General features: G+C 53.2%; 12 protein-coding genes. 11 read left to right on the forward strand and 1 reads right to left on the reverse strand.

Annotation, left to right across the window (positions count from 1 at the left end):
• Positions 1–533 precede the first annotated feature (533 nt).
• From CWE17_RS07165 to CWE17_RS07215, 11 genes are all read left to right on the forward strand, one after another.
• Positions 534–869 (forward strand): hypothetical protein, encoded by a 336-nt coding sequence (locus CWE17_RS07165; protein WP_131455737.1) that lies wholly within the window; start codon positions 534–536, stop codon positions 867–869.
• The gene (locus tag CWE17_RS12130) at positions 866–1,906 is read left to right on the forward strand and encodes a hypothetical protein (protein WP_162604293.1); all 1,041 of its coding nucleotides are present in this window, start codon (positions 866–868) and stop codon (positions 1,904–1,906) included. The genes CWE17_RS07165 and CWE17_RS12130 overlap by 4 nt, the downstream gene beginning before the upstream one ends.
• Complete coding sequence (locus tag CWE17_RS12520; protein WP_370318291.1) at positions 1,896–2,381, forward strand: hypothetical protein; 486 nt, start codon at positions 1,896–1,898, stop codon at positions 2,379–2,381. The genes CWE17_RS12130 and CWE17_RS12520 overlap by 11 nt, the downstream gene beginning before the upstream one ends.
• Positions 2,378–3,511 (forward strand): glycosyltransferase, encoded by a 1,134-nt coding sequence (locus CWE17_RS07180; RefSeq protein ID WP_131455740.1) that lies wholly within the window; start codon positions 2,378–2,380, stop codon positions 3,509–3,511. The genes CWE17_RS12520 and CWE17_RS07180 overlap by 4 nt, the downstream gene beginning before the upstream one ends.
• Positions 3,508–4,410: an NAD(P)-dependent oxidoreductase gene (locus CWE17_RS07185; RefSeq protein ID WP_131455741.1), complete on the forward strand. Its 903-nt coding sequence runs from the start codon at positions 3,508–3,510 to the stop codon at positions 4,408–4,410. The genes CWE17_RS07180 and CWE17_RS07185 overlap by 4 nt, the downstream gene beginning before the upstream one ends.
• Positions 4,411–6,651: 2,241 nt before the next feature.
• Entirely contained in the window at positions 6,652–7,632 is a 981-nt protein-coding gene (locus CWE17_RS07190; RefSeq protein WP_131455742.1) for a glycosyltransferase family 4 protein, read from the forward strand.
• 8 nt (positions 7,633–7,640) lie between these two features.
• Positions 7,641–9,563: a nucleoside-diphosphate sugar epimerase/dehydratase gene (locus CWE17_RS07195; protein ID WP_240789304.1), complete on the forward strand. Its 1,923-nt coding sequence runs from the start codon at positions 7,641–7,643 to the stop codon at positions 9,561–9,563.
• Between the two features lie 212 nt (positions 9,564–9,775).
• On the forward strand, positions 9,776–10,015 hold the full coding sequence (locus CWE17_RS07200; RefSeq protein WP_131455744.1) for a CopG family transcriptional regulator: 240 nt from the start codon (positions 9,776–9,778) through the stop codon (positions 10,013–10,015).
• Positions 10,015–10,464 (forward strand): TA system VapC family ribonuclease toxin, encoded by a 450-nt coding sequence (locus tag CWE17_RS07205; protein WP_131455745.1) that lies wholly within the window; start codon positions 10,015–10,017, stop codon positions 10,462–10,464. Before CWE17_RS07200 ends, CWE17_RS07205 begins: the two co-directional genes overlap by 1 nt.
• A gap of 159 nt (positions 10,465–10,623) precedes the next feature.
• On the forward strand, positions 10,624–11,547 hold the full coding sequence (locus tag CWE17_RS07210; RefSeq protein ID WP_131455746.1) for an N-acetylmuramoyl-L-alanine amidase: 924 nt from the start codon (positions 10,624–10,626) through the stop codon (positions 11,545–11,547).
• Positions 11,547–12,296 carry a YdcF family protein gene (locus CWE17_RS07215; protein ID WP_131455747.1) on the forward strand — a complete coding sequence of 250 codons (750 nt, stop codon included), beginning with the start codon at positions 11,547–11,549 and terminating at the stop codon, positions 12,294–12,296. Before CWE17_RS07210 ends, CWE17_RS07215 begins: the two co-directional genes overlap by 1 nt.
• Before the next feature lie 23 nt (positions 12,297–12,319).
• On the opposite strand, the gene CWE17_RS07220 is transcribed toward CWE17_RS07215, so the two are convergent.
• The gene (locus CWE17_RS07220) at positions 12,320–13,429 is read right to left on the reverse strand and encodes a YadA C-terminal domain-containing protein (RefSeq protein ID WP_131455748.1); all 1,110 of its coding nucleotides are present in this window, start codon (positions 13,427–13,429) and stop codon (positions 12,320–12,322) included.
• Positions 13,430–13,890: the final 461 nt, after the last annotated feature.

Here is a 13,890-nt window from a genome sequence, read left to right on the forward strand (position 1 = left end):
TCCCTTTCGCTCGTCTCTATTGTAGGCAGAATCCTCATAGCGCAAACTACCTTAAATTCATAGTTGTCCCAAATCTTCTCCGTCTCGTTATCTTTGTTCTCATATTTGCATCCGTTGGTTTCACGATAAGTGGTGTTGTTTGGGCTACAACCATTTCGTCTTTACCTCTTTTCCTCTCTTACTTAGCGTCTCTAGCTCTTTTAATAGACATCCCGTATCTCTTGACCAATGGTTATCAGTTTTCGTCCGACTCCTCGAATTTCATATCACAGGTAAGGATCACGTATCTTAGCGATACAACTGTTGGCATAATCTCTCGATCTGATCTCTTCATCCTTAGTTCTTTCCTACCTTTGCCAATTATAGCTGTTTACAAAATTACTAAAACCATTGGTTCACTTCTCCCATCCATTCTGTCCAGTATTCGTGTATTTATCACTCATGAACTCACACAAAATACCCAACCTATCTCTGTGAGGCGTTTTACAAGAGCTGTATCTCTTTCCATATTTGCTTCAAGCATACTTCTTCTATTGTCATTCTTGATTATCTTTTTACTCAAGCCATTATTGATCTTTGTTTATCCTCAATATCCAAGCCTCTACCGCGCTCTTCAATTTTATATACCAGCCTCATGTATTGCTATTCCTTTTGTTTGGACAACTCCCTTGCTTCTAAAGCTTGATTTGCTAAAATTGAACCTTATTTCTTCATTAATCGCCTTGATTGTATATTCTATTTCTATCGTTCTACTCTCCCTTTCTTTTGGCCTTTATGGAGCTTTGATCACTTTCTCTCTTGTTGAGGTGGCCGGGACTCTTTATATTTTAACCTCACCAGAACTGCACGCACGTCTTTCCTTTTCATGATACTCATTTTAACACTATCTATCCTTGACCAGCTCATGGATCGCGAGAGACATGAACTGTACGACCACCTTCTCAAGCGCAATCCGTCAAAACTCTTCTACGTAGATAAAATATCTCATCGCATCATTCAAGAGTTCATTGATCGTCACTGGAAGCAACTGTCCTGCATTGTGTACGAGGAGCCTATTTGGCACGTTAAGGCTGGAGTAACAGCCAAACATTTTCTCTTTCGGATTCCAACACATTGCCTTTCAACCTCTGTTATCAGCGATTTCTTTTTAAACACTATTTACGCAAGATACTTTTTCGGACGTCTTAGAGTCGACCACTTATTTACCTATCACGAGTCTTCTTTAACTACCGTAGCGCAATATTCCCAATCTCTTCGTGGCGTTACCCTCTTGCCTCCATCTATTCGTCCTCAAGACTACCTAGCACCAATCAAGAAGGACATCCCTTTGCTCTATGCCAGTCATAGTAAGCCTTTTACGCCTCTGCGAAATTACATCTATGATATTTTGGCATCTTCTAATATTGCTGTACATACCCTACCTTATCCTGGCACACGCCGTTCTAGACTCTCCCATTCAGTTATTGGATCTCAATATATCGAGCTACTTAGGAGATCCTACTTTGTTATTACATGTAGTACCCAATGGAATCTTTCTCTTCGAAAATATTGGGAAATCGGGGCTAGTTCGGCGACCCCAGTTGGCTGCTCAACGATGCTTCCTGAGCATTCCCTGGTCACACAGAATATTGTCCCCATATCTCTTGATACTCCGCCATCAACACTTATCGCTACCGTAGCCTCCGCCTTGGAAAATCGTGATCTACACTATGCAAAAGCTCAGTTACTAGCACCTAAATTCCTCGCTAACTACTCTATTGATAGTATGGCCGCTCATTTTGCTCAAGTAGTACATTTCTACCGTAATGAAAAGGTTAGCTTCCCTTCACGTTCTTGCCATCGCCTGAGTGTTAGGCATGCTGTTTCTGACTTTCTCCGAATCGCTTCATCTCTCAATGCTTTCTAAAGCTCTCTCTTCTCTAAATACGCTTAGGATACGACTGTTCTCTAAAGTCACAGTTTCCTATCTAAGACTACTAGGCGCTGATGTTTGCTGGACCACCTTATTCTATGGCCCGGTTTCCATTATTGGTGATCCTGCCAACCTTTCTATTGGTAGTCACACAAAGATTAATCATAATGTATTGATAAATTGCACCGATCTCGTTTCTATCGGTTCTTATGTCACCATATCGTCTGGTGTTACCTTGCATACTTCTACCTATCAAACATTTCGTGTGCACGTTTCCGCACCCATTAGGATCCAATCACATGTCTGGATCGCTTCATCTGCAGTCATTTTGCCAGGTGTATCTATTGGCACTCACTCTATTGTTGGAGCTTTATCCTTAGTCACCTCCTCAACCCCCCCCAATACTGTTTCTTTTGGTAGTCCCGCAAGGACTATTCGCGAAATTGACTCTTCTTGGTTCAACCTATGACCCCAAGGAAAAAAATACTATTTGCTGTCACTAGATCCGATACTTTTGGTGGCGTACACGCTCATATACGCTCAGTTATCTCATCTATGTCATCTGATCTTTATGAGTTTCATCTTGTCGCCGGATATTGTAGTCATGATAATATCGTCTCACGCTTCCAGTCATCAATCTCCCATCACAGGCTTAGATACTTCTTCAACAGAATTAATATAGTTCATGATGCTTTAACCTTGCGTGATGCGATCATTCTACTTTTCCGGTTGAGGCCAAACCTAGTTTCTATTCATTCTAGTAAAGCTGGTATCATCTTTCGATTAGCCTGCTTTCTCACACGCACACCCTGTTGTTATACAATTCATGGCTGGTCTGTATATTCAACGAAGTCTCCTATCTCTTTTCTTGCCTATTTCTCTCTTGAGTTCTTTCTTCGTAATATTGGTACTCATTTATTTGTTTCCGAAGCTGATTATCTCTACGGCTGCAAGACCAAGCTTACTTCTCAAGCATCCTCAATTGTCTATAATACCACTTCTCTAACTCACCCTAGCGCTGGATTACTATCTCGTTCTTCACAAGTACTTGAGCCACATATTTTAAGGCTGCTTAGTGTCTCTCGCTTCTCAGCCCAAAAGGACCACATGTCACTACTTTTAGCTTTATCCCTGCTTCCTTCACACGTCAAGGTAGAGCTTGTTTTGATTGGCGATGGCCCGCTCCTGCCAAAATTCCAGGATCTCGCGCATTCTTTATCCTTGCGAAATATACACTTTGCCGGTCATATGGCTGACCTCGCTAATGAGTATCTACAGGCTGATGTCTTTATTCTCTCCTCTTTTTATGAGGGTCTTCCGATTAGTATTATCGATGCTTTATCTTGTGGTTTGCCGGTCATCTCAACTAATGTCGGCGGTTGCTCAGAGATGGTTTTCGATGAGTTTAATGGTTTCCTGGTCCCAATCAGGTCTCCGTTTCAGATTGCTCGTCATATACTCTATTTTTATCAGAATCCTTCAGTTTTACAGACCTACGCAGAGAATTCAAACTATGTCTACGAAAGTCTCTTTTCACCGCAACGGTTTTCTCAGCGTATAAATTCCGCCTATTCAAAAATCCTCAGGCCTTTTTCATGAACATAGTTGTAACTGGAGCCACAGGTCTTGTAGGTTCTCGCTTGCTTCAGCTTCTTGTCAACAGCCTGGAACTGCGAAATCACACTTTCCATTCATTTCAACGGCCATCATCCGTCGCCAATTCACCTTATCACTCTTTGGTCTTTTCTTCAATTCATTATGGTGACTGCTCCAATGTCACACACATTATTGATTGTCTGGCTGATACTCGTCCAGATCTTATCGTGCATCTCGCTCAGTCCAGGTTTGTACCACAATTGCTTAATGCTATTGAGCAATTAGTCATATCACCTTACCTAATTGTGCTTGGTTCGACAGGGGTCTTTTCTCGTTTTGATGATTGTTCAGCACCCTATGTCAAAGCTGAAGCCTCTATTCAACGCTATCTTTTTGGCTTTACCTATCTTCGCTCCACACTTATTTATGGTTCAAGGCGAGATCGTAATATACATAAACTGTACAACTTAATATCCTCGGGATTGCCAGTGTGCCTTCCCTATGGTGGACGGTCTCTTTTTCAGCCTATCTATTATTCTGATGTCTCGTTTGCTATATATACTTCAATGCTTCACTTTTGCCTGTCTGATCTCGACTCTCTTCAGGGTTTCTTTAATATATGTGGACCCGATCAATCTTCATTGCTCTCTATCTGCGGCTTAATCTCTGATCTTTCTGGCTCTAGGCTTCGTATCCTTGATATTCCCGTCAACCTTCTATCAAGGCTTCTTAGACTTTCTGAGTTCACAGGTATTAGGCTACCTGTAACCTCAGAGCAATTACTTCGGCTTCGTGAAGATAAGATTTACCGTTCTGACTGGAATCTTCTGTTCCCTTCCATCCCGCAGGTCACATTGCCTCGTGGTCTTCTCTCATACATCACTACTTTAGAGTCAATTTGACAACTTGCACCTTTTCATCTTCTTATGGTCTTGTCTCTTTGTTCTTGCCGATTCTTGAGTTTGTACCTTTTCACTAAACTTGTCCACCTGGGGGTTTCCTGAAAACGTCCAGATCTACTGCAGCGCAATTCTTCTCGTCATTTCCTGGCAGAAAAATGCGGGCGTACTAGTTCTACCCAATTGCAGTCCGGCGCTACCACATGTACCGGCGTGAGGATTGTCATTAGCTCTCTTTCAACGACTTTTCCCTTCCTTTTGCTGGCAAACTCTCAGGTTACAGTCGCTGGATAAATCTTACTGAGCTCATACCGTTGGATGAGCTGGAGGACGACTATGCAGCGCAACTCTGTAAGTGCCTCGTTGTACCGGCATAGCCCTTCCTCATTGCACCGGGCGCATGATTCTCAAGGCTCGCTCGGGCTCACGGACGAAGTTCTGCTCTAGCAGATCAAAGAAAATTTATACCTGCAATTCTTCATCTGCTTGCCACCATTCCAATGTTCGGCGACACTTGATCCATCCATGATTGTATATCTCCGCATGTGCCTTTCTGATGCCATTCTGAATGACTGTTGCAAACTTGTTCTGCGTTATTGCCACATTGTCATTTACTCATTTGAAGATCAGACCCACCGTAGATGACAGCTGCATTGCCTCTGGGTTGTGCACTACTACGGACGCTGTATAACAATCCTTCAATAAACAGACGTACCAGTGTTCACTCACGTTTGATGCGACCTTTGTTGTGATGGATGGATATCCGTTATTGAACCTACCTGTTATTGCTCAATGAAGCCAGGAAAGCAGCTGAGATCCTGATTGATGCAGTGCATATTTAGGTCAGCGACCGAAGCGGTACTGACCTAAATGTGCACCGCTAGAGGGTGCGGCAACAGTTTCTTGCAGTGGTCATGAGGAGTTGCCCCGCATCAGCAATATCTGCAAAGTCATCTTGTATCAGCTCGGTCACTTGAAGCGTTAACTTTCTAGCATTGACGCGCTGATCGCCTGTTGAGGCTGCCTTATCGTCGCTGAAAACTCTAATTACCAGAAGTTGCTGGTTGTCAGCGAGCTTGTTTTTTATCATTCCACGCTATTCCATTTTACAGCAGAAGTCTTTCTTTTTGGCTCGCCAACTGCTGCCATGCTCACGCTTGATGATCCTGCGTGCAATGGTACCCTGCAATTGCGACTCCTGAGCAAACATTTCGATTCCGTTGACAGGTGCCGCCTAGCATCCTAGGCCGACTCAGTTTTGCTCCCAACAACGAACGAGAAGACTTGAATGTTCAGGCACGATATTATCGCCGCCGTCCTGTTCCCTACCCCAAGGTGATCTGTCCAGAATCGATCTATCGAACGCGCGTCAAAAGTGTCTTTTGTATTCGCCATGGCATATGCTTAAGTAGATCACTGCTCGGTTCCCCTGAGCGATCCAGAATTATTGGCTGAAGAGAAACGGTAGTATCATCACGAACAGCTTCAACGGACCGCTGTATAAGTCACTATCGGTCTTTGTAAAAGTTGTTTGGGTGGTGTTTGATCCCCGAGAAGCTCGACTCCCCCGAATGATTAAATATTGCACCAAATGTGCTGGTGAAGAACCTTGAGCAGGTGCTAGAGCTTTTTTTTGTCCGTTATGGGTGTTGTTTCCAAATTTTTCTCAGCATTCAACCACGTATGTGGGCATGATTAGTGTGCCTCAGAAGTCAGATCAGATCCGCATGAAGGGTCAGGCGCCGGCACCACAAAGTTAGGATCCTTGACGATTTGACCTCCGATTCGGCTTTTCCTTGTTGCCCTAAATACTTCTAGCAGCAACAGATGACAGGCCGGGGGATCGGTTGCCTCAGACACGCTCTGGAGCCCTGACCTTTGTCAATCCTACCTTCATCCCGTTATCGTCTCCACGGCAAGAAAGCTTGTGACTCACCCTCAATCGTCTCTGTTTACAGATACGTCTTTCCGGCATGCATCGGCCGGGGCGGCGATTCCCTCCTCAGCTACGCCGCCATGATCCGAGCCTGTAGCCGTGCCACCCCCCGGATGATCCCGCTCATCGTTGCCCAAGGCTACCGACCCTCAACCTATCCTTTTTCGTTCTCGCCAGGCACCTTCTGCTGCGCTCCCCATTGCCTTTGAAGCCATGCTGCCTACGAGAGCCAACCTCTCCGGTTTCACGCCAGCTCACCAGTTCCTCGGCTCTGAACTCATTCCCTTTCCACTTCTGCTGTTGGCCTGATGGAACTTCTCGGTTTTTCCGTGGTTGTGATCGCAGCTGCCTCAAGCTGGTGGCTTTTGCGGGGTCTGATTCCCAGCCTCCGCCGCCGCCTGCTCGATCAACCCAATGAGCGCAGCTCTCACAGCCAGCCCACCCCTCGTGGTGGTGGCGTGGCCTTTGTGTTGGTTGCCTCCCTTGCCAGTTCTCTCGCTTGGTTGGTTAGGTCTGGTTTCGATTCAACCCCTTTGCCCCTCCTCGTTGCTCCCTTGCTTGCATTGCCCCTGGCTCTGGTGGGCTTTCTCGACGATCGCCACAACCTGCCCGCCGGTTGGCGCTATGGCGTGCAGCTCGCCACAGCCCTGGTGGCTGTCCTTACTAGCCCGTTGGTGGTTCCGTCCGTCGGACTGCTTCCCCTGCTTGCGTTGTTGGTCATTGCCGTCACTGCGGTGATCAACTTCACCAATTTCATGGATGGTCTGGATGGCCTGGTGGCTGGTTGCATGGCCGTGGCAATGACTGCGGCTGCGATCCAGCTTTCGGCTCCCTGGCCCATCTGGGCCCTGGTGGGTGCCTTGTTGGGGTTCCTGTTCTGGAATTGGAGCCCCGCCAAGGTGTTCATGGGCGATGTGGGCAGTACCTTTCTGGGTGCCGTGTTTGCTGTGCTCGTGCTTCAGGCGTCCAACTGGCCTGAAGCGCTCGCCCTGTTGCTGGTGGCTACCCCGCTCTTAGGCGATGCCTGTCTTTGCGTGCCGCGGCGACTGATTGCCGGGCAGCAGGTGTTTCAGGCCCATCGCCTGCATCTTTTCCAGCGCCTGCATCAGGCCGGCTGGTCCCATGCCCGCGTTTCCAGCCTCTACATCGCCGCCACCGCTTTGATCGCAATCGCTTTGCTGTGGGGTGGCTTGTCATGGGTGATCATCATTGCCGCCCTTGAGCTGCTGATCGGCTTCTGGCTGGATCAAAGCGTGGCGGTTCCCTTTGGCGTGGTATCCCGACATTGAAACCTGAGGTGTCGCGTTCTTATCCGATCAAAGTCGCCGAACGAGCTGTTCGCTTTCCGCCCAGGGCCCGCCGCCTGTTGCTCATCGGCGCAGACTCGCTACTTCTGCCACTGGCAGTGTGGCTCAGCTTCTGGCTGCGGCTGGCTCAGCCATTCCATCCCAGCTTTCTGGCTGCCGGTCTGTGGTTGCTCCCAGCAGTGTTGCTGGTTGGCCTGCCGCTCTACGCCTTCACCGGCCAATACAAAGGCCTCACGCGCTACGTCGGCAGCCTGGCCCTCTACCGGCTCGCTGGCCGCAACGGACTTCTTGTGCTGCTGTTGGCGGGCACCGGCGTGATCTTGCGTTTGCCGATGCCGCCCCGCAGCAGCTGGATCCTGCTCTGGTTGCTGCTCACCGCTTTCACCGGAGCGGTGCGTTTTGCCCTGAGAGATCTGCTTCTGTCGCTGCGGTCGGTGAGCCAAAAGCAGATGATGCGTGTGGCCATCTACGGCGCCGGTGAGGCCGGCGCCCAGCTTGCCGCAGCCCTTCGCCTGGCCGGCAACCACCAGATCGTGTCCTTTCTCGATGATGCTCCAGTTCTCTGGCAGCGCACGATCAATGGCATTCCGATCCAGCCGCCCCAAGTGCTGAGTCAGATCCAGGACCAGCTGGATCAGGTGTTGCTGGCGATCCCCTCGTTGCCTCGCCGTGAACGCCGCCGCATCGTGGCTGAGTTGCAACGCCAGGCGATCCCGGTGTTGCAGATCCCCTCGGTGGATGACCTCACCTCCGGCCGGGCCCGCATCGATGCACTCCGCCCCGTCGCCATTGAAGACCTGCTCGGCCGTGATCCCGTGTCGCCTGTGCCGGAGCTGCTCGGCCCTGGCCTGCGCGATGCGGTGGTGTGCGTCACCGGCGCCGGTGGCTCGATCGGCTCCGAGCTCTGCCGACAGATCTTGCAGCATAGTCCCCAGGTCTTGATCCTGCTCGAGAGCAGTGAACCGTCGCTCTATGCCGTGGAGCAGGAGCTGCGCCACCGGCTGCCCGCTTCGGTGGAGTTGTTGCCAGTGCTCGGTAGCGCCGCCGATCCGTCCCTGGTGCAACGTCTGTTTGCAGGCCATGGCGTGCAGACCGTGTTCCATGCTGCTGCCTACAAACACGTGCCCTTAGTGGAGGCCAACCCGCTGGCGGGCTTGGCCAACAACGTGGGCTCCACCCGGGTGGTCTGTCAGGCCGCGGTGGCGACGGGCGTCAGCGAACTGGTGCTGATTTCTACCGATAAGGCGGTGCGTCCCACCAATGTGATGGGCGCCAGCAAACGCCTGGCTGAGCTGGTGGTGCAGGCGTCGGCACTGGAGCTGCTTGAGAGTTCAAAGGCTGCTGGCCATCCCCGCACTCGACTGGCGATGGTGCGCTTCGGCAATGTGTTGGGCTCGTCGGGTTCGGTTGTTCCCTTGTTCCGCCGCCAGATCGCTGCTGGTGGGCCGATCACCCTCACCCACCCGGAGATCATTCGTTATTTCATGACGATCCCGGAGGCGGCCCAGCTGGTGCTCCAGGCCGCCACCCTCGCCCAGGGCGGTGATCTATTTCTTCTCGACATGGGTGAACCGGTGCTCATCAAAGACCTGGCGGAGCAGATGGTGCGCCTCAGTGGCCTGTCGCTGCGGGATGCCAAGAACCCCAACGGTGAGATCACGATTACCTGCACCGGCCTGCGCCCCGGCGAAAAGCTCTACGAGGAGCTGCTGATCGATGCCGAATCTGAACCCACGAAGCATCCCCTGATCTTCCGCGCCCAGGAACGAGCCCTGGCGCCAGAGTTGCTTTGGCCTCGCCTCGATGTGCTCGATGCCGCGATCGCGGCTCAGGATGTGGAGGTTGCATTGAACCTACTGGCGGAGCTGGTGCCTGAGTGGCAGCGGGATGGTGCAAAGACAGCCGTGGGCTGATTTTTTGTGAGCAATTTATGCGTTTATGGGCATAAAAGGGTTTTCTATAGCTCTGCTCCTTCCCCGTGGGCCGATCTGCTTTCAACACTGCTTTCAGGCCGCGGCCGAAGTGGCTGTTGCGGTTGAGGCCAGCGGCCTTGTGAAAGCCGCTCGGGAGTGGTTAAGCGGGTTCGGCAGTCGGGTCTAGCGTGGTGTCAGATGAGTGATGCTTGATGCGCACCACGCTCCAGTTGGATGACGATGTGCTCGATGCCGCACGCGTTCTTGCCCGCCAGCGGCACCTCAGTGTTGGTGCGGTGATCAGTGAGTTGGCGCGCCAGGCGTTGCGCCGCCCCGCTGGGCCGGAGGAGCCGCGATCGGAGCGGTCCGGCTTGCCGCTCCTGCCTATCACCTCTTCAGGTGGTGTGGTTGATCTCACCCTGGTGAATCAGCTGCGTGATGAGGAGCGTTGATGGCTGCACCCATTCCTTTATTGGATGTGAACGTGTTGATCGCCTTGCTGGATCCCCAGCACGTGCATCACGAGCCTGCTCATCGCTGGTTCCAGGCCAACGCCAGCCGTGGCTGGGCGACATGTCCGTTGACCCAGAACGCCCTGCTGCGCATCCTCAGTAATCCCCGCTATCCCAACAGCCCCGGTGGCCCGGCCTCGGTGATGTCGTTGCTGAAGGGGATGCTCTCCCATCCAGGTCACCTGTTCTGGCCTGACCTCCTCTCCTGGTCCGCTGATGGCGAGCTGCAGGCTGAGCTGCTGCTTCATCACGGCCAAATCACCGACACCTATCTCCTCGCCTTGGCTGTGCACCAAGGAGGCTGCCTGGTGAGCTTCGATGCACGCCTGAGCACCCTTGCGGTGCCTGGTGGTGGCGAGGCGCTTTGCCTGATTGATCCCCAAGCGTGAATCAGCTGCACCCCCCTGTTCCACCGCTGCGTCAAGACAGCAAGAGTCGTTCGAGGCCCAGGGCTGTCACCGTGCAGAACAGCACCCCTTCAGCGAAGTCATGGCGCGATGGCGAGGCTTGATTGATCCTGAGGGTTGAGCGGACGCTCCATCAGCCCCATGGCTCCCACCCTGTATCTGCACTGGACGGCCACCGGTTACGACTGGATCCGGCCCGGCCACTACCACGCGATCATTAGTGGTGGTGGCCGTGTGCACCGGCTCCATGCCTACAGCGTGGATCTGCCCGCCCACACCTACGCCCGCAACAGCAACAGCGTCGCCCTCTCCTGCGCCTGCATGGGCGGCAGCCCCGACCCCTGGACTCAGCCGCCCACGCCACCCCAGCTGCAAGCGCTCTGCGAGGAGGCCGCCGCCATCGCCCGCAGCTGGGGCTGGAGCGCTGATGCCATCACGGTCCGCACCGTGATGACCCACGCGGAAGCCGCTTCCAATCGTGATGGTCGCGTCATGCACGACAACTACGGCCCCATGATCTGGGGCGGCACCGGCGAGCGTTGGGATCTGCTGCAGCTCGAGAAGAACGGCCCCACCGATGGTGGCGATCAGCTGCGCGCCCGCATCCGCGCCATTCTCGCTGGCACCGATGGTTCGCCTTCGGCAACGCAACCTGGGCAGCCGTCCGGCGCACAGCTGCAGTTCCGCGGCAGCACCACGATTCAGGCCCGCGGCGAGGCGCTCATGGTGCAAAGCGATGCCCAGGGCACCTCCTGGGCCCTGGCGTCCGATCTGCTCGCGCGCTACGGCATCGCCTACGCCTGGGATGCCAATGGCCGCCGGGTGTTGATCGGTGCCCTCGATGTCGCCCCCACCTATCGCGACGACTCCGTGCAGGCGTCGCTGGGCTGGCCCCTGTTCACGATGACCCTGCAAACCGGCAGCGCCCCAGTGGTGCTCACCGGCATCCTCCGCCCCTCGGATGCGGGCGATCGCGCCTGGTGCCGCGTGGTGGAATTTGCCGAGGAGTTCGGCATCACCGTGCAGTTCGATCCCCTGTCTCTTGGCGAACGCCGCGGAGGCTGATGACCTACTGGCTCAGCAAGATTCTTCCCCTGGCGCTGTTGCCCCTTGGCCTCAGCTTGCTCCTGCTGGTGGTGGGGCTGATCGGCCGTTGGCGCTGGCCGGTGATCACTGCTGTGGTGCTGTTGTGGCTGTGTTCCCTGGGGCTGGTGAGCCAAACCCTCTGGCGCTGGCTGGAAGCCCCTTGGCAGCGGCAGCCGGCGGCGGCGGCCCCCAGCGCTGACGCGATCGTGGTGCTCAGTGGCGGCCGCCATCCCGCCCCAGGCCGGGCCCGGGTGAGCGAGTGGCACGATCCCGATCGTTTTTTGGCGGGGCTTGATCTCTACCGCGCCGGCAAGGCGCCGCGGTTGCTGTTCACCGGCGGAGCTAGCCCCTTTCGTCCGGGGCAGCCGCCGGAGGGTGAGCGCTATCTCCGCGAAGCCCAGCAGTTGGGCATTCCCTCCGCTGCCATGGCCAGCACGCCGCCGGTGGTCAACACCGCAGAGGAGGCTGCCGCTATCGCCCAGCTGCTGCCTGCGCGCGCACCCATCCTCTTGGTCACCAGCGCTTTCCACATGCGCCGCGCCCAGCGCCTGTTCGAGCGCCAAGGCCTCGTGGTGCAGCCGTTTCCCGTGGATTTCCAAACCCGGGGTGCCTGGGCGGGCCCCCTCTGGCGCGATCCCACCCAATGGCTCCCCAGCGCCCAGGCTCTGGATGGCAGCTCCCGGGCGTTGCGTGAACTGTTGGGCCGGATTGTGTATCGGGCGTGGTGAGAGACGATCTTTTGGGGCCGGTCTTACTGATTGGATGTGATGGTCGTTGTGGCCATCACTTTCGGTGTTGTGATTCCAGTGGCCAGAGCTTCGAGTTGGTTCAGCCTTTGTTGAAGGCTTTCCAGTTGATAGGCCAGCTCTGCATTCTTGGTCTCGACGTCTTTCAGCTTGGATTGCAGCTGTGTATTGGTTTGCTGGTTGTTTGAGGGGGTGAGTGTTCCCAGCTTGAACACAAAGCCTGCGCGCCCTGCCACGGTATCAAGGCTGCCTTGGCCGTAATCGCTGGACCCGCCAAACAACACTGAGCCGCCTGCATTGAATGAAAGTCGTTGGTTCAGGCGAGCTGCGCAGCCGACGCCCATTGCGTAGCGGCTGCTGTATCCACCGGTACCGACACCACAGGAGAAGGGGGAATCGTCTGAGACAGTTGGTAACGCTGACAGAGCGGCTGATAGTGCTGCCGCGCCGGCCACGCCGGAGCCAAGGGCCTTCACGTCATCTTGAAGGTCATTGATTGCTGCCGTATTGTTATTAATTGATCGTGTATTACTTTGAATATCCGTTGTGTGTTGGTCGAGCTGACCTTGCACGCTGACGCCATTAATCTGAAGGTCGCTTCCTTCGGTGACATTGATCGGAATCTTATTGCCTGCTGCATCGGTGGCATAAAGCTTTTGCCCCCCATTGGATTCGACAGTGACGAGTGAGTTTTCGCCAATATGAAGTTCTTCTTCTCCCTGTTGGTTAATTTCACGTCGGACAATGCTTTTGCCCCCGACACTTAGGCCTTCTTCATCGATGACCGCTACTGAATTAGTGCCGTCGGATCCCAAGACTACTTTGGTTGGATCGTTGCTGTCGCAGCTGCCATCAGAGGATATGCATTGTTTCTGGACAAGTTCATCCAAATTCGTTGGGTATTCAATAAACATCGGGCTTCCGCCTGATGGAAGTCCATCGATGGTTGTGTAGCCCTCAAACGTTTCTGTTTTAATGTCCCAAACTCTGATTTTCCTCTCTGCTTGGCCTTGAGGAGGTTCTAAGAAGTAAATTTTACCGGTCTTGGTGTTGACTGTATAATCAGACGTGCTGAAAGTATTGAGTGTGCTGTTTGGGAAAATATTTTCATGCACTTGTGTGGTAACCCCGTCGGTGCCAATCTTGTAGAGGTCGAGCCTGCTGGAGCCTCCGGGGGGGGGTCACTGTGGTCACGAAGTAGCCGATGCCACTGCCTGTCGCGTCGACTGTGGTTTGGGCGCTTGAGGGACTGCCAATGCTCAGCATGGCAGTTAAAGCAGCCAGGCTTGCTATTGATTTACGCATTTTCTTCGGAATTTCGAGTGCTTCTAGCATCTGCAAGTTTTTGTGGAATGAATTATGTGCGGTTTGAAGATTGTCTTCACGTGGTCAGTGATGTGGTTGTGTGCAATGGAGGTGATTCAATTGGCGTGGCGGCTTTCACTGGTGATTGCCTCACCAATCGCTGCTCCAATTGCCGAGAGTTAAGGCAGCTGATTGCTGCAGTTGAACAAAAAAACGGCCATTGCCGCTGTTTTTTATTGGAAGCTGGCGTGGTGAATGTTGTTTTGTTGGA

This window comes from Synechococcus sp. BS56D, from assembly GCF_004332405.1.
Classification (GTDB): domain Bacteria; phylum Cyanobacteriota; class Cyanobacteriia; order PCC-6307; family Cyanobiaceae; genus Synechococcus_C.